At 64.8% G+C, this 24,039-nt stretch carries 16 protein-coding genes and 1 pseudogene; 5 read left to right on the forward strand and 12 right to left on the reverse strand.

The window, feature by feature from the left end; translation table 11 throughout:
* Positions 1–67 precede the first annotated feature (67 nt).
* Positions 68–2,515, forward strand: a complete 2,448-nt coding sequence (locus AC3IQ7_RS24735; RefSeq protein ID WP_489207564.1) for a TonB-dependent siderophore receptor — start codon at positions 68–70, stop codon at positions 2,513–2,515.
* Here the strand turns inward: AC3IQ7_RS24735 and AC3IQ7_RS24740 are convergent.
* A complete protein-coding gene (locus AC3IQ7_RS24740) occupies positions 2,506–4,320 on the reverse strand; it encodes a putative bifunctional diguanylate cyclase/phosphodiesterase (RefSeq protein ID WP_489207565.1) in 1,815 nt (604 codons plus the stop codon). The genes AC3IQ7_RS24735 and AC3IQ7_RS24740 overlap by 10 nt on opposite strands.
* 406 nt (positions 4,321–4,726) lie before the next feature.
* Here AC3IQ7_RS24740 and AC3IQ7_RS24745 point away from each other — a divergent pair, with 406 nt between their 5' ends.
* Positions 4,727–6,892, forward strand: coding sequence for a TonB-dependent siderophore receptor (locus tag AC3IQ7_RS24745; RefSeq protein ID WP_489207566.1), 2,166 nt, complete (start codon positions 4,727–4,729; stop codon positions 6,890–6,892).
* Here the strand turns inward: AC3IQ7_RS24745 and AC3IQ7_RS24750 are convergent.
* The 11 genes and pseudogenes from AC3IQ7_RS24750 to AC3IQ7_RS24800 form a co-directional block, all read right to left on the reverse strand.
* Positions 6,889–8,514: a methyl-accepting chemotaxis protein gene (locus tag AC3IQ7_RS24750; RefSeq protein ID WP_489207567.1), complete on the reverse strand. Its 1,626-nt coding sequence runs from the start codon at positions 8,512–8,514 to the stop codon at positions 6,889–6,891. The two genes, AC3IQ7_RS24745 and AC3IQ7_RS24750, sit on opposite strands and share 4 nt — an antisense overlap.
* Positions 8,515–8,681: 167 nt before the next feature.
* Complete coding sequence (xylB, locus tag AC3IQ7_RS24755) at positions 8,682–10,163, reverse strand: xylulokinase (RefSeq protein WP_489207568.1); 1,482 nt, start codon at positions 10,161–10,163, stop codon at positions 8,682–8,684.
* A gap of 17 nt (positions 10,164–10,180) precedes the next feature.
* A complete protein-coding gene (locus AC3IQ7_RS24760; RefSeq protein ID WP_099378068.1) occupies positions 10,181–11,071 on the reverse strand; it encodes an AraC family transcriptional regulator in 891 nt (296 codons plus the stop codon).
* Between the two features lie 69 nt (positions 11,072–11,140).
* A pseudogene (locus AC3IQ7_RS24765) lies at positions 11,141–12,229 on the reverse strand (ABC transporter ATP-binding protein); the annotation flags it as partial.
* Positions 12,230–12,231: 2 nt separating this feature from the next.
* Entirely contained in the window at positions 12,232–13,272 is a 1,041-nt protein-coding gene (locus AC3IQ7_RS24770) for an NAD(P)-dependent alcohol dehydrogenase (RefSeq protein WP_489207569.1), read from the reverse strand.
* Positions 13,273–13,284: 12 nt separating this feature from the next.
* Positions 13,285–14,103, reverse strand: a complete 819-nt coding sequence (locus AC3IQ7_RS24775) for a carbohydrate ABC transporter permease (RefSeq protein ID WP_489210520.1) — start codon at positions 14,101–14,103, stop codon at positions 13,285–13,287.
* Between the two features lie 134 nt (positions 14,104–14,237).
* Positions 14,238–15,128, reverse strand: coding sequence for a carbohydrate ABC transporter permease (locus AC3IQ7_RS24780; RefSeq protein WP_489207570.1), 891 nt, complete (start codon positions 15,126–15,128; stop codon positions 14,238–14,240).
* Between the two features lie 169 nt (positions 15,129–15,297).
* Complete coding sequence (locus AC3IQ7_RS24785; RefSeq protein ID WP_489207571.1) at positions 15,298–16,569, reverse strand: ABC transporter substrate-binding protein; 1,272 nt, start codon at positions 16,567–16,569, stop codon at positions 15,298–15,300.
* 136 nt (positions 16,570–16,705) lie between these two features.
* On the reverse strand, positions 16,706–17,248 hold the full coding sequence (locus AC3IQ7_RS24790; RefSeq protein ID WP_099378073.1) for a GNAT family N-acetyltransferase: 543 nt from the start codon (positions 17,246–17,248) through the stop codon (positions 16,706–16,708).
* A complete protein-coding gene (locus AC3IQ7_RS24795) occupies positions 17,245–17,763 on the reverse strand; it encodes a GNAT family N-acetyltransferase (protein WP_099378074.1) in 519 nt (172 codons plus the stop codon). The genes AC3IQ7_RS24790 and AC3IQ7_RS24795 overlap by 4 nt, the downstream gene beginning before the upstream one ends.
* 36 nt (positions 17,764–17,799) lie before the next feature.
* Positions 17,800–19,074, reverse strand: coding sequence for an amidohydrolase family protein (locus AC3IQ7_RS24800; RefSeq protein WP_099378075.1), 1,275 nt, complete (start codon positions 19,072–19,074; stop codon positions 17,800–17,802).
* A gap of 391 nt (positions 19,075–19,465) precedes the next feature.
* Here AC3IQ7_RS24800 and AC3IQ7_RS24805 point away from each other — a divergent pair, with 391 nt between their 5' ends.
* The 3 genes from AC3IQ7_RS24805 (at position 19,466) to AC3IQ7_RS24815 (ending at position 24,035) form a co-directional block, all read left to right on the forward strand.
* Positions 19,466–20,323 (forward strand): phasin family protein, encoded by an 858-nt coding sequence (locus AC3IQ7_RS24805; protein WP_099378076.1) that lies wholly within the window; start codon positions 19,466–19,468, stop codon positions 20,321–20,323.
* A gap of 165 nt (positions 20,324–20,488) precedes the next feature.
* Positions 20,489–22,240, forward strand: coding sequence for an ABC transporter ATP-binding protein (locus tag AC3IQ7_RS24810; protein ID WP_489207572.1), 1,752 nt, complete (start codon positions 20,489–20,491; stop codon positions 22,238–22,240).
* Entirely contained in the window at positions 22,230–24,035 is a 1,806-nt protein-coding gene (locus AC3IQ7_RS24815; RefSeq protein WP_099378078.1) for an ABC transporter ATP-binding protein, read from the forward strand. The genes AC3IQ7_RS24810 and AC3IQ7_RS24815 overlap by 11 nt, the downstream gene beginning before the upstream one ends.
* The last annotated feature ends 4 nt before the right edge of the window (positions 24,036–24,039 follow it).

The following is a 24,039-nucleotide window of genomic DNA, read 5'->3' on the forward strand; positions in this document are numbered from 1 at the left end:
TGGCCCTTTTTTTCGCCGTGACCTGTCCTGACGGTATTACAACGACACTTACCGGAAAGGCCAGACCATGCAACCACCCCGTTTGACTCCCCTCGCGCGCGCCATCGGCAGCGCCGTGATCCTGCTGTCGCTGTCGCAGGCGCCGGCCATGGCCGCCGATGCCACCGTGCCAGCCACCGCGCAAACGGCCTTCCACGTGCCGGCGGGCGACCTGTCCGCCGCCATCGCCGGCTTTGCCATCGAGGCCAAGGTGAGCGTGGGCGCGGCGGCCGAACTGCTGCAAGGCGTGCGCACGCCGGGCTTGAGTGGCAGCTACACGGTGCCGCAGGCGCTGGCCCGCCTGCTGGCAGGCACGGGCCTCGACGCACTGCCCAGCGGGGAACGCAGCTACGTGCTGCGCAAGGCAGGCACGGCATCGCCCGCCGCGCCGATTGCCGCGACCTTGGGCGAAGTGGCCGTCAGTTCCAGCGCCCTGCGCGACGGCACCACGGAAGGCAAGCGCGGCTACGCGGGCCTGACCAGCGCCACGCGCCTGAACCTGTCGCTGCGCGAAACACCGCAAGCCGTCAGCGTCATCACGCGCCAGCAGATCGAGGACCAGGGCTTGCGCACCTTGCAGGACGTGCTGGTGCAGGCGCCCGGCATCACGGTCGACCATTCCTCGAGCACGCGCGAATACGACCAGGTGTTTTCACGCGGCTTCGAAGTCACCTCGTACATGTTCGACGGCATCCCGACCAGCAAGAGCCTGGAAGCGCGCACCTACGACATGGCGATCTACGATCGCGTCGAAATCATCCGCGGCGCCACTGGCCTGATCAGCGGCACGGGCAGCCCGTCGGCCGCCGTCAACCTGGTGCGCAAACGTCCGGGCCGCAGCTTTGCCGCCACGGCCGGCGCGCAGCTCGGTTCGTGGGACCGCTACCGCATCGAAGGCGATGTCTCGACGCCCTTGACGGCGGACGGCAAGGTGCGTGCGCGCCTCGTCGCAGCGCATGAAGACCAGCGCTCGTTCATCGACCGCTACCAGCAGAAAAAGGACGTGCTGTACACCATCGTCGAAGCGGACCTGACGCCATCGACGGTGCTCGGCGCCGGCATCAACTACCAGCAGGAAAAGCTCAAGGGCGCGGGCCGCGAATTCCCCATGTTCTACGCCGACGGCTCGCAAACCCATTTTCCCCGCTCGATGAACGGCACGGCGGCGTGGAGCACGTATGAGCGCGAACAGAGCATGCTGTTCGCCACGCTCGACCACTATTTCGACAACGACTGGATCGCCAGGGTGGCCATCAGCCGCAGCAGCAACCAGTACGACGCCTTGCAGGGTTTTTCCGGCAATGGCTACCCGGACCGCGTGACGGGCGGCGGCATGCGGCTGTGGCTGGCCAACTGGCACAGCAAGCCGCAACAGACCTCGCTCGATGCCTACGTCAGCGGCCCGTTCCAGGCCTTCGGCCGCCAGCACGAACTGGTGCTGGGCGTGAGCGCTTCGGAACTGAAGACGAATAGCCCCCTCTATCCGAACTGGCGCCTCGATGGCTATGACCATACGGTGCCGGATATTCACGCCTGGAACGGCGCCATGCCGGTGCCCGACTACAGCGGCACGCGCCGGGGCAGCGCGTACGACAAGGAGCGCGAAAGCGGCCTGTATTCGACCTTGCGCCTGCGCCCGACGGACGCGCTGTCGGTGATTTTGGGCGCGCGCCTGTCGTACTGGAAGCGCGACATTCGCAGCGATTTTTTCAACGGCACGGACCTGTATGACGCCATGCGCGAAAACGGCAAGATCACGCCGTATGCGGGCCTGGTCTACGACCTGGGCCGGCACTGGTCGGCCTACGCCAGCTACACCAGCATCTTCACGCCGCAAAGCCAGCGCGACGTCAACAGCCGCTTCCTGGCGCCGCTGGAAGGCAAGAACTACGAAGTGGGCGCGAAGGGCGAATTTTTCGGCGGCAAGCTCACCACCAGCGCCGCCCTCTTCCAGCTGAAGCAGGAAAACCTGGCCGAAGCCGATCCTGGCAATGTCTGGATCATCGGCACGGGCGGCGGCTCCTACGCCTACCACACGGTCAAGGGTGCCACCACGCGTGGCTTCGAGGCGGAAGTGTCGGGCCAGCTGCGTCCCGACTGGCAACTGACGGCCAGCTATGCCTATAGCCGCATCCGCAATGCCGCCGGCGCACGCATCCAGACCAACCAGCCGCAAAGCATGGCCAAGCTGTGGACCACCTGGCGCCTGGGGCAAGGTGTGCCGGGCCTGGTGCTGGGCGGCGGCGTGAACTGGCAGAGCGATATCTACACGGACGACCGCGGACCGAACGGCGAACGCTTCGCGCAGAAGGCGTATGCAGTGGCGGGACTCATGGCGCAGTACCAGGTCAGCAAGCAACTGTTGGCGACCCTGAACGTCAACAATGTCTTCGACAAGCAGTACTACTCGACTGGCATGGGCGGCTACTACGGCGATCCGCGCAACGCCATGCTGTCGCTGCGCTATCAGTTCTGAACGGCTTCGCTGCTTTTGAGCAGCGCCTCGATGCCCTCGGGCGCCATGGCGCGGCCCAGATAGTAGCCAAACGCCTCGTCGCAGCCCATCTCGGCCAGCAGTTCCAGCTGCTCGCCGCTTTCCACGCCGCCGGCAATGGTGCGCAGTCCCAAGGTGCGCGCCATCGCCACGATGGCGCGCACCATGGCGCCGTCGCCGCCCGGCTTGCCCACGTCGTCGACAAAACACTTTTCAATCTTCACGGCATCCGTGGGAAAGCGTTTCAGGTAGTTGAGCGAAGCGTCGCCCGTGCCGAAATCGCTGATGGCGATCGCCATGCCCAGCTGGCGGAACTGGCGCAGTATCAGTTCGCAGTTCTGGTTGCGGTCGATCAGAATACCGGCAGCGATTTCCAGTTCGATGCAATGGCCCGGCACGCCGGCCGCCTCCAGCGCGGCGCCGAAATTGCGTGCGATATCGCGCTGGTAGAACTGGCGCGCCGACAGGCTGACGGACACCGTCAGCCTCTGCCCCTGCACAATCCAGCTGCGTGCCTGTTCCACCGCCGTGGCCATCACCCACGCTCCCACCGGCAGGATCAGGGCGCTTTCTTCCAGCACCGGCAGGAAATCGAGCGGCATCATCAGGCCCAGCTCCGGGTGCTTCCAGCGCAGCAGTGCCTTCACGCCCGTGATCGTGCGCGTCTTCAAGTCCATGCGCGGCTGGTAGAACAGCGCGAACTCGTTGCGTTCGAGCGCGTGGCGCAGGGCCGTCTCGAGGATGGTGCGCGAATACGACTGCGTCTGCATGCGCGGCGCGTAACGCAGGCAGGTACCGGGCGCGTGGCGCTTGGCCGCATACATGGCCAGGTCGGCCTTTTCGATCAGCGCATTGACGTCGTCGTCATCGTCCGGATACAGGGCCACGCCCACGCTGGCTGCCACCGACAGGCTGTATTCGCCGATGACGAAGGGCGCGGCGATGGCGCCGACGATTTTCTCGGCCACCCGCTCGGCATCGTGCGCCGTGCGCAGTTCCGTCAGCAGGATGATGAATTCGTCGCCGCCCTGGCGCGCCACCGTGTCGACCTTGCGCACGCACTGCTGCACCCGGCGCGCGAACTCCGTCAGCACCTGGTCGCCCACGTCGTGCCCCAGACTGTCGTTAATGGATTTGAAGCGGTCGATATCGACGAACAGCACGGCCAGCAATGCCTGGTGGCGGCGCGCGTAGGCGATGCCGTGCTCGAAGCGGATCTGGAAATGCAGCCGGTTCGGCAGCCCCGTCAAGCCATCGTGGTGGGCGATGAATTCCAGCTGCTGCTCGGCGCGCCGGCGCGCCGACACATCGTGCAGCAGCAGCACCGCGCCGCCCTGCGCCAGCGGCGCGCAGCTGTACTGCACGTCGATGCGCTTGCCGTCAAGGTGGCGCAGCAGCATGGCGCCGCGCGCCACTTCCAGCACTTCCTGCTGCGCCACGCAATCGCGCACCTGGCGCGCCGCATCGACGGGCGTGCCGTCATGGAACAGGGGCAGCAGCTGCGTCACGGGCTGGCCCAGGCCATCGTCGCCCAGCAGCCCGCCCATGGCGCTGGCGCGAGGATTCAGATAGCGCACCACGCCAGCATGGTCGGTGCCGACGACGGCCGCCGGCAATGCGTGCAGCAGCGCCAGCGCCTCTGCCATGCGTTGCGCCTGCGCCGCCTGCAGCACCACGCCCGTCGTATGGCGCAAGCGCCACGTGCGCGCCGCCTGCCACTGGCAGGCCAGCAGCACGCTCAGCATCACGGCGAGGGTCAGGCACAGCGCCAGCAGCAGCGCCATCATGCGTCACCCGTCAGGCAAGAGATGGAAGACATGCTTTTCCTTTGCAACGCGCGCCATGCGGCCGGGCGCAGAACCATGCGGAAAGGAAATAGTATAAGAATTTCGGCGCGATTTTTGCCTGATCGGGCGCCGCTTGACTGGTGTCAATCACGGCGAGGCGTGATCACTGTTGCAATCCTCCCACAGACAATCTCACCAATTATTGCAACAATTGCTGCGTCGCACTAAAATGAGAATGATTCTCATTATTGAGATTCACTCCATTCATCTGAGTCCCTGCGCCCAGGCCAGGACAGCAGCGGCATGGCCAGGCAAGCCAGGCGCAACACTCCCCCAGCGACGCATATTGTGAAACAGGCATCCGCCTGCTTCATCCACCACATCATCGCGACACCGGGAGCAGTCAATGACAAACCACAGCGCACAGCGAAAGGCCGCCGCATTGGCGCCGACCCTCATGGCCGCGGCCATTCTCGGCACCTTGGGTGCACCGGCCCATAGCCAGGCGCAGCAGCAGGAACAGAATCTGCCCGAAGTGCGCGTCAACGCGCAGGCCGCCTCCGCCACCACCGAAGGCAGCGGCTCCTACACCAGCGGCAGCATGACCGCGGCCACACGCCTGAACCTGTCCGTGCGCGAGACGCCGCAATCGGTCAGCGTCGTCACACGCCAGCAAATGGACGACATGAATATCCGCTCGGTCGAGGACATCGCCAATATCACGCCGGGTCTGAGCCTGAACAAGGGCGCCACCGAGCGCGCCAGCTTTTATTCACGCGGTTTCTCGATCAGCAATTTCACGGAAGACGGTCTGACCATGTCGGCCGACGGCGACACCCTGGGTTTCGCCACCCTGGCCATGTACGACCGGGTCGAAATCCTGCGCGGCGCGGCCGGCATGATGAATGGCGTGGGCAACCCGTCGGGCACGATGAATTTCGTGCGCAAACGCCCTACGGCGGAGAACGAAGTGTCGCTCACGGGCAGCATCGGCCGCTACCACGACTACCGCGGCGAAGTCGATGCGCGCGGCGCGCTGAACCAGGCGGGCAGCCTGCGCGGGCGCGCCGTGGCCGCCTACCAGGATACCGACACGTTCATCTCGAACTACCGCCACAAGCGCGCCCTGCTCTACGCCACCGCCGATGCCGACCTGTCGCGCGACACGACCCTGAGCGTGGGCTTCCACGTCAACGACGAGCGTAATCCCGGCTCCACGTGGTACGGTTTGCCGACGGCGCTCGATGGCAGTTTCCTGCCGCTCGACCGCTCGGCCAGCAACGCGCCCGACTGGACCTTCTGGAACAAGAAAAACACGCGCCTGTTCGCCGAACTCGAACACCGGTTGGGCAACGGCTGGAAGGTCAAACTGGCGGCGCAGGCACTGCAGGACGAACTCGACTCCGTCGTCACGGGCATCGCCCGCGTACCGAAAACAAATCTGTTCCGCCTCAGCGCGGCCAACGCCTTTGTCTACGACCGCCAGCAACGCATTGTCGATGCGCAGGCAGCCGGTCCTTTCAGCCTGCTGGGCCGCCGCCATGAAATCGTCTTCGGCGCCAGCTACCGCACGCGCGATACCGAGGACAAGGGCTACAAGTCGGTGCCCGACTACAGCTACACCTTCAACCTCGTGAACTGGGATACGGGCGCGCCTGTGAAACCGGCAATAGGTACCTTCTACTATGGCCAGGACAGCAAGACGAAACAGACGGGCGTCTACACGACGGCCCGCTTCAGCCTGGCCGATCCGCTGGCCCTGCTGGTGGGAGGCCGCGTCGACTGGTACGACTACCGCGCCATCAATACGTTTACGGGTGCACGCTCTGGCTACAAGGTGAGCCGGGAAGTCACGCCATATGCGGGCCTGGTGTACGACATCGACACCCGCCATTCGCTGTACGGCAGCTGGACCAGCATCTTCAATCCGCAGAGCGCCGTCGACAGGAATGGCGTGCTGCTCGATCCCGTCACGGGCATCAACATGGAAGCGGGCGTGAAGGGCGAATACTTCGGCGGCGCGCTGAACGCCTCGGCGGCCGTGTTCCGCATCGTGCAAAAGAACCTGGCGACAGCGCTGCCGCTGACGCAGTGCGGCCCCGGCCTGCTGTCGTGCTCCGAGGCGGCCGGTGAAGTACGCAGCGATGGATTCGAGCTGAGCGTGTCCGGCGCGTTGACGCCGCGCTGGCAGATGAGCGCGGGCTTTACCTACAACACGGCCGAGTACGCCAAGGCACAGGGCAGCAATGCCGCAGGCGCGCGTTATGCGGCCGAGCGCCCCAGCCGCCTGTTGCGCCTGTCCACCAGCTATCGCCTGTCCGATGCGTGGCGCATCGGCGGCGCACTGCGGGCGCAGAACCAGATCTACAAGACCAACAGCGCCATCCGCCAGGGCGGCTACGCGGTGGCCGACCTGAACGCGGGCTGGCAAGTGAACCGCCAGCTCGACGTGCGCCTGAGCGTGACCAACGTCTTCGACCGCAGCTACTACCAGGCCATCAGCAGCATCGACAGCGGCAATGCATTCGGCGATCCGCGCAGCGCCGTGCTGACGGCGAAGTACACGTTCTAAGCCAGCGCCAGCCGGCCCGGTTTCAGTTCCGCATGCGGCGCCAGTGCCGGCGCCGCATGCAGCTTGAAGATGCTGACGGCGTCGGCCAGGCTGGCCGCCTGCTGCTGCAGCGCGTCCGCGGCGGCGGCAGCCTGCTCCACCAGGGCCGCGTTCTGCTGCGTCACGCCATCCATCTGGCTGATGGCGATACTGATCTGCTCGATGCCGTCGCGCTGCTCCACGCTGGCTACGGCGATTTCGCCGATGATGGCGTTCACGCGCTGCACGCTGCTCACCACGTCGTCCATCGTGCGCCCCGCCTGGCCAGCCAGCACGCTGCCCTCTTCCACCGTGCGCACGGATGCGCCGATCAACTGCTTGATTTCCATGGCCGCCGCGCTTGACCTCTGCGCCAGGTTGCGCACTTCCGTCGCCACGACGGCAAAGCCGCGTCCCTGCTCGCCCGAGCGCGCCGCTTCCACGGCCGCATTCAGGGCCAGGATATTCGTCTGGAAGGCGATGCCGTCGATGACGGCGATGATGTCGACGATGCGCTTGGACGAGGCATTGATATGGCTCATGGTCTGCACCACCTGCGCCACGGCCTCGCCACCGCGCTGCGCCACGTCGGCCGCGCCGCCGGCCAGCTGGCGCGCCTGGTCCGCGTTGTCGTTATTCTGCCGCACGGTGGACGTCAGCTCGATCATCGAGGCGGCCGTCTCTTCCAGCGAGCTGGCTTGCTCCTCCGTGCGCGACGACAGGTCCATATTGCCGCTGGCGATTTCAGCGGACGCCGTGGCGATGGCGTCCGTGCCGGTGCGCACCCGTCCCACGATGGCGGCCAGGTTGCCGCTCATCGCTTTCAAGGCGCGCAGCAGGTCGCCGATTTCATCGCGGCTGCCATCGGCCACCACGGCGCGCAAGTCGCCGGCCGCCACTTGCTGGGCGATGCCGACGGCAGCGCCCAGCGGCACCGTGATACTGCGGATCAGCCACCACACGGTGACAGTACCGACGACCAGGGTCACCAGCACGGTGGCCAGCATGGCGATGCTGGCGCTGCGGTGCGCGGCCGCATCCTGCTCCTTCATCTGCGTCATCAGGGCGTGCGACTGCTTGCCGATGGCGGCGACGATGGCGTCGATCTGGCGCGTCGGTTCACGGTCCATGCCCTTGACCAGCGCATCGACAGTGTGGGCACTGTCGGCGCGCGCGCCATCAAACTTTTGCAGCGCCGCCAGGTAGCTTACGCCCAACGCGCCGTGCGCCTGCAGCGCATGCTCCACGGGTGTCGTGTCGAGCTGCAGCGCGGCCATCATCGCCTGCAGGCTTTTCAATTCCTTGCGCGTCTGCGCGCCGCTGGCGACAAACGCATCGCGGTAACGCTGGAAGGCGGCCGCATCGCCGCCGCGCAGCAGGATGTTTTTCCATTCCTGCACCTGGATCTTGAATTCCACTTGCGCGCTGCGCGCCGCGTCGACCGCCTCCGTCAGGGCGACGGAACGCTGCATGGCGTCCGCGCTGCGCACACTGGCCGCGTCGAGCGCGCTCCAGCCACGCGCGCCAACGAACACCAGCGCAAGAAAGAAGAAGGCGCCCAACAGACCCAGGCGGATGGAGATTTTCAGATTCGCAAGTTGCATGTATTTCTCCCGGCAGCAAGAACAGGATGGCAACAAAGGCGCCACCGAAACTATCCAATTCTCACCAAATGGGGAAATCATGGGGCGCGCCCCGGGAAAAACCAAGCAGCGCTTTCGCTAGAGAAACACTTTCAACATAGAAACAACAAATTACAATGGAAAGTTGACTATCCGGCCACGCCTTCGCCTGGCGCGCCGGCGAACTCCGCGCGCAGCAGCGGGTACAGTCGCCGGTAGCGCGCCAGGCGCTCGTCCAGCACGGCGGACGCTTGTGGCGCGATTGTCTCCTGCACGGCCGGACGCGTGCACACTTGCGCGGGCGGCAAGCCCGTCACCGCCATCTGCGCCAGGCGTGCGGCGCCCATGGTGCCGCCGGCCACGCCGTGGTCGTGGCGCAGCACGTTCAAGCCGGAGGCATTCGCGCACAGCTGCGCCCAGAAGCGGCTGCGCGAACCGCCGCCGACGAACGACGCTTCTTCCAGATGCGTGCCGGCGCTGCGCAGGGCCGCATTGCCGTCGGCCATGGCAAAGGCCACGCCTTCCATCACGCTATAGGCCAGTTCGGCGCGCCCGTGTTCCGTCGACAAGCCGAAAAACACGCCGCGCGCGCAGGCATCGTTATGCGGCGTGCGCTCGCCGCTCAAATACGGCAGGAAGATGGGCGCCGTGCGCGCCTCGACGTTTTCCGCCAGCTTTACCAGTTCGCCGATGTCGCTCGACTGCGTCAGCCGCGCCACCCAACTGAGGCTGGACGCGGCGCTGAGGATCACGCTCATCTGGTGCCAGCGCTCGGGCAGGCAATGGCAGAACGCGTGCACGCCCTGGCCTGGATTCGGCGCAAAACCGTCGCTGCCGGCGAACAGCACGCCGGACGTGCCCAGCGACAGCAGGCCGGCGCCCGGCTCCACTACACCCAGGCCCACGGCGGCGGCAGCATTATCTCCCGCGCCGCCGGCCAGCAGCACCGTGTGCGCGATGCCCCATTCCTGGCACAGGGACGGGCGCACCTGCGCAGCGGCGGCGCTGCCTTCGACCAGGCGCGGCATGTGTTCGCGCGTCAAACCGGTCGCCGCCAGCATGCGCTCGGACCAGTCACGTTTGGCCACGTCCAGCCACAGGGTGCCGGAAGCGTCGGACATGTCGGACACATACTCGCCCGTCAGGCGCAGCGCCACGTAATCCTTGGGCAGCAAGACCTTGGCCGTGGCGCGGAACAGCGACGGCTCGTACTTTTGCAGCCACAGCAGCTTGGGCGCCGTGAAGCCCGGCATGGCCTGGTTGCCCGTGATGGCGCGCGACTCGGGCACCAGCGCCTCGAGTTCCACGCATTCGGCAAACGCGCGCGTGTCGTTCCACAGGATGGCCGCGCGCAGCACGTGCTGCTGCTTGTCGAGCAGGGTCGCGCCATGCATCTGGCCCGACAGGGCGATGCCGCGCAAGCCGGAAAACGCCACCGGCTGGGCGGCGCGGATGGCCGCGATGACGTCCAGGGTGGCGTGCCACCAGTCCTCGGGATTCTGTTCCGACCAGCCGGGATGGGGACTGGACACGCGCAAGGCCACGCCGGCGCTGGCAAGGATGGCCTGGGCGTCATCGGTGAGGATGGCCTTGACTTCGGAAGTGCCGATATCGATACCGAGATATGTCATTTGATTCCAGAATAAAGTTAAGAATGGCCGTCGCCTGACGGCTCGGGCATGTTCATCAGCAGGCAGGAGCGGAATTTCGACGGCGACATCTGCTTGTGGGCCAAAAACTGGCGGTTGAAATTGGAGAGGTTGTTGAAGCCCGTGCGGTAGCAGATATCGGTGACCTTCATGTCCGTGTTCATCAGCAGCTCGCAGGCCAGCGCGATGCGCTCCTGGTTGACGTATTGAATGAACGAGGTGCCCGTATGCTTGCGGAAGAAGCGCGTGAATTTCAAGGTATTCATTTCCGCCACGTCGGCCACGTCCTGCTCGCAAAAATCGAGCGTGATGTTCTGCTTGATATAAGCCAGCACCAGGTTGATGGTCGACGACATGTAGCGGCCCGCCTGCGCCAGGTAGGTGACGCTGGCCAGCGGGCGCCGCTCGCGGCAGTCGCACAGCTCGCCGAACAGGCGCGTAAACAGTTCGACGCGGCGCAAGCCCTGCGCCGTCGTCAATTCCTTCATCAGCGGCACCAGGCGCAGGCCCAGCGCATCGGGAAATTGCAGACCCCTGCCTGCCTCGCCCAGCAGGGCTTTCAGGGGCGCCATTTCCGGGAACAGCAGCGCGCAGCGTTCGATGAAGTCGCTGGAAAACTGCAGCACCAGGTCGCGCTCGGGCAGGACCACGCCTTCCGGCAGTTCGCTGACCCAGTTATGCGGCAGGTTCGGCCCTGTCAGGATCAGATTGCCCGCCCCGTAACTGCCGATATGGTCGCCGATAAAAAATTTGCCATTCGATGTAATGATGAAGTGCAGTTCATACTCGGGATGAAAATGCCATTTCGCCACGGTGTGCGGAAAGCCGTGCGCCCACGCGCGAAACGATTCGTGGATCGGTTTGTGGATCAGTTCCAGGTCAGGCGTCACGGCAGTTCCCTTGCACGGTCTTGGTCACCCTATTCTAACCACTTACTGACCACCGGGCGCCACTGCCAGCCCGCTGTCGGCGTCGAACAGATGCATGTGCTCTTCGTCGAAGGCCAGCGCCAGGGTCTGCCCTACCTGCGCCGCGCTGTTGGCCGCATTTGCCGGCAGCAGGGCCGACAAGGTCAGGGCGCCACACTGAAAGCTGATCAGCGCCTCCGCCCCCAGCAGCTCGACCAGGTCGATCGCGCACGCCAGGCCATGCGTGCCCGCTTGCTCCTGCGGCAGCGCCGCGCGCAAATGATTCGGGCGCAGGCCGAAGACCACCCGCGCACCCGCCTGCAACGCGGCGAAGCGGGGCGATATCAATGGCCAGCGGTAGCCGGCGCAGACGAGCACCGTCTGGCCGCCGTCTTTTTCGACGACACCATCGATGAAGTTCATGGCCGGCGTGCCGATGAAGCCGGCCGCGAACAGGGTGCGCGGATGGTTGTACAGTTCCGCCGGCGTGCCGATCTGCTCGATATGTCCGCCCTTCATCAGCACCACCCTGTCGGCCAGGGTCATCGCCTCGAGCTGGTCGTGCGTGACGTACAAGGTGGTGGTGCGCAGGCGGCGGTGCAAGCGCTTGATGTCGGCGCGCAGCTGCGCGCGCAGCTTGGCGTCCAGGTTCGACAGCGGTTCATCGAACAGGAACACTTGCGGCGTCTTGATCATGGCGCGCGCAATGGCCGTGCGCTGCTGCTGGCCGCCCGACATGGCGCGCGGCTTGCGTTCCAGCAGGCTGTCCAGGCTGAGGATGGCCGCCACCTCGCGCACGCGGCGCTCGATCTCGTCGTGCGGCACCTTCAGGCGGCGCAGGCCGAAGGCGATATTGTCATACACCGTCATGTGCGGGTACAGCGCATAATTCTGGAATACCATCGCCACATTGCGCGCGCGGGGCGGCAAATCGTTGACGACGGCGCCACCGATCAACAGCTCGCCGCCGCTGATGTCTTCCAGGCCCGCGATCATGCGCAGCAGGGTCGATTTGCCGCAACCCGATGGCCCCAGCAGGACGATGAACTCGCCGTCATCGATTTCCAGGTCGAACGGCTGCAGCACGGCCGTCTTCTCGTCATACGTCTTGCGCAGCTGCCTGCAAGTGATGTTTGCCATGATCAGTCTCCTGCCAGTTCAATCTGGATCTTGACGTCGCGCGGATGGCCCTTGGCCGCTTCCTCGAACGCCTGCACACCGTCGGCAAAGCCGAAGGTGCGCGAAATGAAAGGCTTGACGTCGATCTTGCCCGAGGCCAGCAAGGCGATCGCGCGCGGGAAGATGTTCGCGTAGCGGAACACCGATTCGATGCGCACTTCCCTGGCCTGGATGGCGACGATATCGAAAGGCACGTTCTCGGTCGGCATGCCGACCAGCACCAGGCAGCCGTTCGGGCACAGCAGCTCGACGATGTTGTCGTAGGCGCGCATGCTGCCGCTGGCCTCAAAAACGATGTCGGCGCCCCAGCCGTCCGTCAAGTCGCGCACCGTGTCCGCCAGGCTGGCCTGGCGGACATCGACCGTGGTCACTGCCGGATTGCCGGCGAACAGGGCCAGCTTTTCCGGCACCAGGTCTGCCAGGATCACGCGCGAGCAGCCGCCCGCCAGCGCCGCCAGCGTGTTCATGGCGCCGATGGTGCCGGCGCCGATCACCACGGCCACGTCACCCGGCTTGATGGCCGCCTTTTTCGCCGCCTGCAAGCCAATGGCCAGCGGTTCGACGATGGCGCCTTCGCCGAAGCTGACGTTGTCGGGCAGCTTGAATGTGAACGAGGCCGGATGCACGACATATGGCGTGAGGCAGCCGTGGATGGGCGGCGTGGCCCAAAAGCGCACGGCGGGATCGAGGTTGTACAGGCCGCGCATGGTGGCGGGAGAATCGAACTGCGGCACGCCCGGCTCCATGCAGACACGGTCGCCCACTTTCAGGTGCGTCACCTCATCTCCCACTTCGGCCACGACGCCGGACGCCTCATGACCGAGCACCATCGGTGCTTCGACGGCGAAGGGACCGATCTTGCCATGCTTGAAGTAATGCACGTCGCTGCCGCAGATGCCCACGGTATGAATCTTGATTTTCACATCGCGCGGACCGACGGCGAGCGGCATGTCGATGTCGCGCAAGGTGATGGAATGCGCTTGTTCCAGTACGAGTGCTTGCATGATGAATTCCTTTTATTTGTGTTTGAGCATGGAGTTGAGCAGCCGTCCCAGGATGCCGACGAACAGCAGCGGCGGCAGCGCCAGCAGCACGGTGGAGGCGTTCACCACGCCCCACGGCACTTCCTGGCCCATCGATGTGAAGGCCGATGCCACCACGGGCAAGGTCATGCTTTTCGACGAGGTGAGCGCCAGCGCGATCATCAGTTCATTCCAGACCAGCACGAAGCTGAAGACGATGCCACCCATCAGGGTCTTCGACGCCACCGGCAGGGCCACGTGCCAGAACACCTGGTACGGGCCATAGCCGTCCAGCGCGGCCGCTTCCTCGATCTCTTTCGGGATGCGCGCAAACGCGGGAATCGACAGCCAGATGATGGTCGACAGGGTCACCAGCAGATACGTCACCACCATCGACAGGCGCGAGTCGTACAGACCCAGGTCGATCCAGATCGAGATCAGGGGAATGGCGACGGCGACGGGTGGCAAAAAACGCAGGGACAGCAGGAAGAACTGGATATCCTTCTTGGCCGGGACCGGATAGCGGGCGATCGCATACGCGGCCGGCACGCCCAGCACGGCGCCCAGCAACACGGCCACGCCGACGATGGCCACGCTGTTGCCCAGTCCCGTCAGCACTTCGGGGCTGGCCAGCACCTGTTTGTAGTTGGCCAGGGTCGGGCTGAAGAAAAAGCGCGGCACAGGCGTGACGATATCCATCAGCTCCTTGAAGGAATTGAGCACGGCCCACAGGATCGGGAACAGCGCCACCAGAATAATCAGGGTGGTGATGGCGGTGGTGGTGATGGCGCTGGCACCGCCCGGGGTGCGCAGCACCCTAAGACACCTGACAAAACCGTTGCGAGCAGATGTGAGTTGTGGCTGAGAAGCGGAGCTGTGCGCATGCACAGTGAGCATCGGAGGCCGCAAATCGCGCTGCGCAGTAGGTTTGGTTAGGGTGTTCTTAGTCAGTTTTCCCATTTGGCGACCCGCTTCCAGAGTAAGGTGAAAATAACAGTCGTGGCCAGCATCATCAGCACGGCCATGCTGGACGCATACGACACCTTGCCCATCAGGCCGATGCCTTGCGCATACGCGTACATGTCCAGGGTTTCGGTGGAGATGCCGGGGCCGCCCTTGGTCATCACGTAGATCAGGTCGAACGAGCGCAGCGACTCGACCATCTTGATGAACACGAGGCTCATGATGGGCACCTTCAGCATCGGCAGCGCGATGTACGCATACACCTGGAGCGTGCTGGCGTAATCGAGGCGCGCCGCTTCCAGCGGTTCGCCGGGCAGGGTTTCCAGCAGCTTCAGGATCACGGCGCCGAAGAACAGGCCCCACTGCCAGATGTCGACCAGCGCCACCGCGTACAGGGCCGTGGCGGGATCGGACAGCAAGGCCGTGCCGCCCAGGCCCACGCATTCGAGCATCCAGTTGAGGATGCCCATCAGCGGTGAATACATGAACTTCCAGATGAAGGCGGCCGAGACGCGCGGCAGCAGCACGGGCACGATCAGCAGCAACGCGATGACGTCACGCGTGCGTCCCTTCACCTTCTCGAACAGGAACACGGCCAGCAGCACGCCGACGATCAGCGAGCCGGCCACGGTGACCACTTCCCAGATGGCCGACACCTGCACGGCATTGACGAATCGGCGGTCGCCGAACAGGCGGATGAAATTGACAAAACCGACATACTCGCTGTCGCTGTAGCGCAGCACGCGGTTTTGCAGGGCCAGGTTGATGGCGGCGATGCTGGGCACCATGCCCAGTATCAGCAGGACCAGCAGCGGCAGTGTAAGGAACACGGCCGGTAGCCAGGTGTGGCGTTTTTTACGGATGGAATGCGGCATGGTGATGGCTTTCAAACGAGAACGGACAAGCAAACAGGCTGCGTCACGACACCTGACAAAACCGTAGCGAGCGGAAGGTAGAGGTGGCCGAGAAGCGGAACTGTGCTTTATGCACAGTGAGCATCGCAGGCCGCCTATACCGACGCGCAGTAGGTTTGGTCAGATGTCTCTATTTGCGCTTGCTGGCCCGCTGCATCACTTCCGTCGCATACTCATTCGCTTCATCGAGCGCGCTTTGCACGTCGCCGCGCGTGCCCGTAAACACTTCCTCCAGCACCACGCCCAGGTTGTCGCCGATATCCGGCCACTCGGGACTAGGCCAGATGGTGACGCGCGAGACAGGCGTGGTGTCCGTCAGGCCCGCCTGGATCTGCGGCTTGACGTGCTTGCGGAAGTAGTCGCTGTTGATGGTGCTGGTGCGGTTGTAGTCGCTGAAGACGTTGTCCTTCAGGCGCGCCTGCTCCTGCTCCTTGCCCGTGGCGAAAGCGATGAACTTGCCGGCCGCCTGGCGCGTGCATTCATCCCTGGCGCCCGCGGCGGAGATGGCCAGGCCATGGCCGTAGGCGGCAGATGCCAGCGGCGCGGGCGGGCGCACATAGCCCACCTTGTCGACCACCGAGGATTTTTTCGGGTCTTCCATCCAGTCGGCGAAGGGTGTCGACTCGATCATGAAGGCCACCTTGCCCGACCTGAACGCTTCGAGCGCATTGCTCCAGTCGTAGGTGGCGCCGCCAGGCGGAGAATACTTGAACAGGTCGCGGTACAGGGTCGTCGCTTTGACTGCCTGCGGCGAATTGAAGGTGGGCACGCCATCCTTTTCCCACTTGCCGCCGGCGGCCAGCATGAACGGCGACCAGCGCCACACATTCATGCCCGAGCCGCGCTGGCCCCGCGCCGCCCAGCCGTACACATTCGGCGGGCTGTTCATTTTCTTGACGGCGGCGACCAGTTCGTCGAGCGTCTTCGGCACGGCGATGCCGGCCTTTTCCAGCAGGTCACGGCGGTAGAACAGGAAGTCGCTGCCGCCGATCAGGGGCGCGAAGTACGCCACGCCCCTGTACGAGGCGACGGCGCGGCGGCCCGGCAGGAAGTCGTCGTAGTCGGCCTCCTTGGGCAGGTATTTGAGCAGCGGGACGACCCAGCCTGCCGTGGCAAATTCGGCCACGTTGGCTTCATCGATGTAGTAGATCTGGTAGGAGCCGGCCTTGGTGGAGGCGTCGAGGCGGGCTTTCGAGCGGCGGTCGTTTTCGCCGAAATAGCTGATTTGTACCTTGGTGCCGCTTTTCTTTTCATACTCGGCAAGGGTCTTTTCCATCACCGTCAGACCCAGGCTTTTTTGCGCCAGCACCTTGAGCACGGGCACCGAGCAGCTTTGCGCCGAGGCGTCTGCGAACCCGGCGGACATGAGGGCGCCCCATGCAACAGCAGTCATGATTTTCATAACACGTCTCCATTTTTATAGTCCGGCGGTTTTCCACCGGTATGCCAACTATAAAAACAAAGACCGCGCGCCACCACTACAAAAGGCGCGGGTTTCTAAATACTTTTTTTCACTTCACTGATACGCATTTTCCGCCTCAATCCAGGCGAAAATCCTTGCGGTAGACATTCGTGTCCTTGCCATCGGGCGGCAGGCGCGAAAAACGCTCGAAGCGCAGGCCCAGCTTGTTGAGCAGATTGATCGACGTCTGGTTCTGCTGCGAAGTGATGCCGTACACGGTGGGCAGGCGCAGCACGTGCTGCGCATGGTGCATGATGGCGGCAGCCGCCTCCCAGGCATAGCCCTGGCCCCAATATGCGGGCAGCAGGGCGTAGCCGATATCGGGACCGGGCAGGCTGGCGCGCAGGATCAGGCCGCAGATGCCCATGGCGACGCCGTCGCCGCGCCGTTCGACGATGCAGAAGGCATAGCCATGCTGCCGAAACTGCGCTATCGCTCCCGTCTCCAGCGCCGCGCGGGCCGCCTCCACGGTGTGCAGGTTGCGCTGGCCGATATGGGCGATCCATGACGGCTCGTTGACCAGCGCCAGATAGAACGCCGCATCGTCGGGCGTGACGGTGCGCAGGCGCAAGCGGGGCGTATCGATGACGGTCATCGACTCTGTCGCGGCGCCGCTCATGCCGGCCACTGCATCGGATCGGTCAGCAGCTGGTACATCACGTAGGCGTCCACATAGCCCAGTTGCGCGTGGCGGTAAGCCAGCGGCAGGGTGGCGACGACCGTAAAGCCCAGCTTTTTCCACAGGGTGACGGCGGCAAGGTTGGTGCTGACGACAAAGTTGAACTGCATCGCCAGGTAGCCCGCGCGGCGCGCTTCTTCCATGCAGTGCACGCCCAGCAGGCGGCCCACGCCCACGCCCTGCGCGGCCGGATCGACCATGAACGAGGCATTGGCCACGTGCGATCCATGGCCCGGCTGGTTCGCCACCAGCTTGTACATGCCAAGCAGCCGCTCGCTGCCCATCACGGCGACAAAGCTTTGCACACCGGGGCCGAACCAGTAGGCATGGCATGCTTCGCGCGTCGTGTCGGCGGGGAAGGTATAGGTGTCGCCGGCGGCCACCAGGGTGTGGAAGATTTCCCACATGGCGTCGAAGTCGGCTTCGCTGGCCGGGCGGATGTCAATTTCTTTCAAGGCGGTGCTCCCGATAACAAGTGATGGCTGATTGTATCAGCGCCCCAGGCGGAAATTCACGCTATCGGGCCGCCCCGGCAGGTGCAGGCGCGATTGCGCACGGGGCGCCTCGCTGACGACTTTCCCGCGGCGCAGCACCAGGCGCCGCGCCGCGCGCAGGCGCAACGCTTCCACCGTGGAGCTGCTATCGAGGATTACCAGATCCGCATGGCAGCCGGGAGCGATGCCGTAGCCATCGAGGCCCAGGATGGTCGCCGGCGTCTGCGTCACGGCCAGGAAGCACTCGTGCATCGCTTGCTGGCCCGTCATCTGCGCCACGTGCAGCCCCATGTGCGCCACTTCCAGCATGTCGCCCGAACCGAGGCTGTACCACGGATCCATCACGCAGTCGTGGCCAAAGGCGACGGGAATGCCGACAGCCAGCATCTCGGGCACGCGCGTCATGCCGCGCCGCTTCGGATACGTATCGTGGCGCGCCTGCAGGGTGATGTTGATGAGGGGGTTGGCGATGGCCGCCACGCCCGCCTCGCGGATCAGCGGCAGGAGCTTGCTCACATAATAGTTGTCCATCGAATGCATCGATGTCAGGTGCGAACCCGTCACCCTGCCCTGCATGCCCAGGCGCTGGCTGTGGAAGGCCAGTGTTTCGATGTGGCGCGACAGCGGGTCGTCCGACTCGTCGCAATGCATGTCGACCATCAAGCCACGCTCGCAGGCAAATTCGCACAGCAGGCGCACGGATTCCGCGCCGTCGGCCATGGTGCGCTCGAAATGCGGGATGCCGCCCACCACGTCGACGCCCATGGCAATCGCGCGCTTCAGATTATCGAAGGCGCCGGGACTGCGCAGGATGCCATCCTGCGGAAAGGCCACCAGTTGCAGGTCAAGATACGGCGCCACCTGGCGTTTCACGTCGAGCAGCGCTTCGACGGCCAGCAGGCGCGGGTCGCAGATATCCACGTGCGAGCGGATGGCCAGCAAGCCGCGCGCCACGGCCCAGTCGCAATACTGCAGGGCGCGTTGCACCAGCGCGTCCTGCGTCAGTTGCGGTTTCAGCTCGCCCCACAGGGCGATGCCTTCGAGCAGGGTGCCAGACGCGTTCACGCGCGGCAAGCCGTAGCTGAGCGTGGCGTCCATGTGGAAGTGGGCGTCGACGAACGGCGGCGTGACCAGGTCGCCGGCGGCGTCGATCTCTTGCGCGCCCTGCACGGGCAAGACGGGGCCGACGGCGGCGATGCGACCACCCTCGATGGCGATATCGATGGCGCGGCGCCCGTCGGGCAGGCTGGCATTGCGGATGACAAGGTCCATGCGGACACTCCTTCGGTTGACTACGGTACCTGATGCTTCCAGTGCATTGTCCTCTTATCTTCCTCAAGGATGCTGCAGTGCAAGAATATAGTCACTGGCAAAAGCGTAGCCATAGATTTCATGACAACGCTTTGCGCGCGCGCAAACTTCCCGCAAATGCTGCCGGGCGCATGAATACAGCGAGCATGCAGAAAACACGCGGCGCACGCCCTTGAGAAAATAGCTTTCAACTAACTCGAATCACCGCTAGAATATTCATATTGCGTTGCATCATAAAAAGTCCATGATCAGCTTTTAGCGCGCTACCTACTTTACAAAACGCGGCCAACTCTGGTTTTCGGGATTTTGCAGAGCGTTTTGCCAGCATTTTAATCCGTACAAAGGAGTAAATATGTTCCCGCTTCCTGAACAAATTTCCAGTGCCGCCAAGTCGCAACTGGAAAACCAGCTGCAAATCTTCAGCACCCTCACCAGCAAAGTCTTTGAAAGCGCCGAGAAAATCATCGCGCTGAACCTGAACGCCGGCAAGGCCGCCATCTCGCACACGGCGGAAACGGCGCAGCACCTGCTGGAAACGCAGGACCCGCGCGACTTCTTCAGCTACAGCAGCAGCCAGGCGCAGCCGAATATCGAAAGCGTGCTGGCTTACAGCCGCCAGCTGTTCGGCATCGCCTCGAGCACCCAGGCTGAATTGCTAGCCTCGGCCAAGGCCCGCCTCGATGCGGCCGCCCCTGTTGCCGCCCCAGCTCCTGTCGCTGCCGCAGCCAAGCCAGCGCTGACCGCTGCGCCTGCTGTTGCACCAGCGCCTGCGCCAGCACCTGCCCCCGTTGCCGCCAAGCCTGCCGAAGTGGCCAAGCCTGTCGCCAAGGCAGCGCCCGCCCCCGCCCCTGTTGCAACGCCTGCCAAGGTTGCCGAGAAGGTTGCCGACAAGTCTGCAGTGAAAACGGCCGAAGCCAAGCCAGCCGCCAAGCCGGAAGCGGCCAAGTCCGCACCTGCCGCCGCACCTGCACCTGCGCCAGCGAAAGCCGCCGCGCCAGCACCGGCCAAGCCGGCAGCGAAACCATTTCCTGTCAGCAAACCGGTCGCCAAGCCGGCCAGCGCCGCCGGCAAGACCGTGGCCAAGGTTGCCGTAAAGCCGGCCCCTGCGCCAGCCGCCAAGCCGGCAGCCAAGGTTGCGCCCAAGAGCACGCCATCGAAACAGCTCGACATGCTGGGCGGAGGCAAAGGCAGCGGCAGCGGCCGCAAGTAAGCCTCGCGCACGCCACTGACGCAGCAAAACAACGGGCTACGGCCCGTTTTTTGCTTGCCCGTCCACAGCGCGATTTTCTACCTTGTTGTATCCTACGCGTACTTTCCGTCCGCGTGCCCGTCCTTCCGCCCCGCGACACCCCATTACTAAAAACAAAAGGTAACCATGAGTTTATCGAGGCTCATCGCCGGCTTCGTGCGTCAGCATTGGCCGGCGTATGCCGCCGCTGCCGTCATGCTGACAGGCGTGGCAACACTGACCGTCTGGATCCCGCGCCGCGTGGGCGCCATCATCGACGCACTGGCCGCGCACCGCATGACGGCGGCCGAACTGTGGCTTGAGCTGCTGACCCTGCTCGCCGTCGGCGTCGTCATCTACTTCCTGCGCGTGGGCTGGCGCATCACCCTGTTCAAGGCCGCCTACCAGCTGGGCGTGATGCTGCGCACGCGCTTCTACACGCGCATGTCGCAGCAGGGTGCGTCGTTCTACCAGAACCAGCGCACGGGCGACCTGATGGCGCTGGCGACGAACGACATCGACGCCATCGAAATGGCCGCCGGCGAAGCCATGCTGGCCGGCTTCGACGGCACTTTGACCTTGCTGATGGTGCTGGGCATCATGCTGCTGGGCGTGGACTGGCGCCTGGCCTGCATCGCCTTGCTGCCCTTCCCGCTGATGGGACTGGCCTTCTGGCGCATTTCCAGCCATATCCACACGGCGTCGACGGATTCATTAAAGCGCTTTTCGGCGCTGAACGACCATGTGCAAGAGTCCTTGTCGGGCGTGCGCACCCTGCGCGCGCTGGGCCTGGAAGAGCGCAGCAGCAAGCAGTTCTCCACCCTGGCCGGCCACGCGGCCAATGCCAGCCTGACGGCGCAGCGCTGGGAAGCGGCGTATGAGCCGGCCGTCGGCCTGACCCTGACGGCCGCCACGGCGCTGACCCTGGGCCTGGGCGGCTACCTCGTGTGGCAAGACCAGCTGACCATCGGCGCGCTGACGAGCTTTTCCATGTACCTGGGCCAGCTGATCTGGCCCATGTTCGCCGCCGGCTGGGTACTCTCCCTGATCGAACGGGGGCGCGCCGCCTGGCAGCGGCTGCAACCCATGTTAGATGCCCCACTGGCCATCGACGACCACGGCACGATCGATACGCTGACGCCCGGCCCCCTGCAATTGCAGGACATCGGCTTTGCCTACGCGGGCCAGACGGCGCCCGCGCTGTCGGGCATCTCGCTGCGCCTGCAGCCGGGCCAGACCCTGGGTCTGGTCGGTCCGACAGGCAGCGGCAAGTCGACCCTGCTGCGCGTGCTGCTGCGCCAGGTCACGCCGCAATCGGGCACGGCCACGTGGAATGGCCAGGCGCTCGACGCCTACACCCTGCACGCGCTGCGCGCTGCCATCAGCTGGGTGCCGCAGGAATCGTTCCTGTTTTCCGCCACCATCGCCGACAATATCGCGCTGGCCCGTCCCGGCGCCACGCGCGAGGAAGTGGAGCGGGCGGCGCAGCTGGCCGACATCCATGCGGACATCCTGCAATTCCCGGACGGTTATCAGACGCACGTGGGCGAAAAGGGCATCACCCTGTCGGGCGGCCAGCGCCAGCGCGTGGCCATCGCGCGCGCACTGCTGGCCGACAACGGCTTGCTGCTGCTCGATGATGCGCTGTCCGCCGTCGACACGGGCACGGAAACGCGCATCCTGCAGCACCTGGAAGAACTGCGCGCGCGCCGTCCCGAGCGCAGCGCCATCATCGCCAGCCACCGCCTGAGCGCCGTCGTCAACGCCGACCTGATTTTGGTCCTGCGCGACGGTCACGTCACGGAAACGGGCAACCACGACGCGCTGATGCAGCGCGACGGCTGGTATGCCAGCCAGTGGCGCTATCAACAACTGGAAGCCAGCCTCGATGCCATCTAAGACCGACCAAGCCAACGCCACGCAATCCGTGCGCCGCCAGGCCGCGCAAGCCATCGGCCTGCTGCGCCGCGCCGCCGCACCCGACCTGCGCCATTTATACTGGGCCACGTTCTGGCTGATCCTCGCCGCCGCCCTGGAAGTGACGGGACCCATCCTGGGCAAGGCCCTGATCGACCAGCATCTGCTGCCGCGCAACCTGGATTGGACGCGCATGTCATTGCTGCTGGGCGGCTGCCTGCTGACAGGCTGGGTCGCTTCCGGCCTGCGCTATTTGCAGCTGGTGCGCCTGTCCGGCCTGGCCATGCGCTCGGTGCAGCGCCTGCGCGAAACCGTCTACCAGCACGTGCTGCGCCTGCCCATGGCCTTCTTTGACCGCGCCATCACGGGGCAACTGGTCAGCCGCGTCACCAACGACACGGAAGCGGTGAAATCGCTGTACGTGCAGGTGCTGTTCGTCATCCTCGACAGCTCCATCGTCCTGGTCGGCACCATGGCCGCCATGGCCTTTCTCGACTGGCGGCTGATGCTGATCGTGCTGGCCCTGCTGCCGGCCGTGCTGGTCATCGTCTTCCTGTACCAGCGCTGGAGCGCGCCGGCCGTCACGCGCGCGCGCGCCCTGCGCAGCGAGATCAACGGGCAGATCGCCGAATCGATCGGCGGCATGAGCGTGCTGCAGGCGAATAACGCGGAAAAGCGCTTCGGCGCGCGCTTCACGGGCATCAACCAGGATCACTACACGGCGCGCATGCAGGAATTGCGCGCCAACGCCTGGCTGCTGCGCCCCGCGCTCGACATGCTCAATATCGTGCTGCTGGCTGTCGTCATCTTCAGCTTCGGCCGGCGCGAGATGGGCGCCGTGGAAGTGGGCGTGCTGTACGCGTTCATCAGCTACATCGCCCGCGTGATCGAACCCTTGATCCAGATCACCATGCAGTTCAGCCAGCTGCAGCAGTCGGTGGTGGCGACGGCGCGCGTCTCGGCCCTGCTAGACGAAGCGCAGGCGCTCGAACATGCACAGGGCAGGGAAACACCGGCCCTGCGGCAGGCGAAAGCGGGCAGCGACCTGCCCGCCGTCGACATCCAGAACCTGACGTTCGCCTACGTGGAAAACCAGCCCGTGCTGCACGACCTGTCGCTGACGATTCCGCAAGGCGCCTTCTTTGGCATCGTCGGCCACACGGGCAGCGGCAAGTCGACCTTGCTGTCCTTGCTACTGCGCTTTTACCCCGTCACGCAAGGCAGCATCGCCATCAATGGCGTCGCCCTCGACAGCATCGACAACGAGCACTTCCGCGCCGACGTGGGCCTGGTGCCGCAAGACCCCTTCCTGCTGGCCGCCTCGGCGCGCGAAAACATCGACATGGGCCGCGGCTACACGCAGGCGCAGATCGAGACGGCCGCGCGCGCCGCGCATGCGCACGACTTCATCGCCGCGCTGGAGCATGGCTACGACACGCCGCTGGGCGAAGGCGGCTCGCGCCTGTCGTCAGGGCAAAAGCAGCTGATCGCGATTGCCCGCGCGCTGGCCGGCCAGCCGCGCATTTTGCTGCTGGACGAAGCGACGTCGCGCATCGATAGCCAGACGGAGCAGATCGTGCAGCTGGCCCTTAACGAGTTGCGCGGCAAGGTGACCATCATCGCCATCGCCCACCGCCTGTCGACCATCCGCGAAGCCGACCGTATCATCGTGCTGAACCACGGCCGCATCACGGAAGCGGGGCCGCACGATGCCCTGATGCAGATCGAAGGCGGCTTGTACCAGCGCCTGTACCTGCTGCAGCAGCTGGCGCAGTAAGCGC

Source organism: Janthinobacterium sp. GL_088 (genome assembly GCF_057837845.1).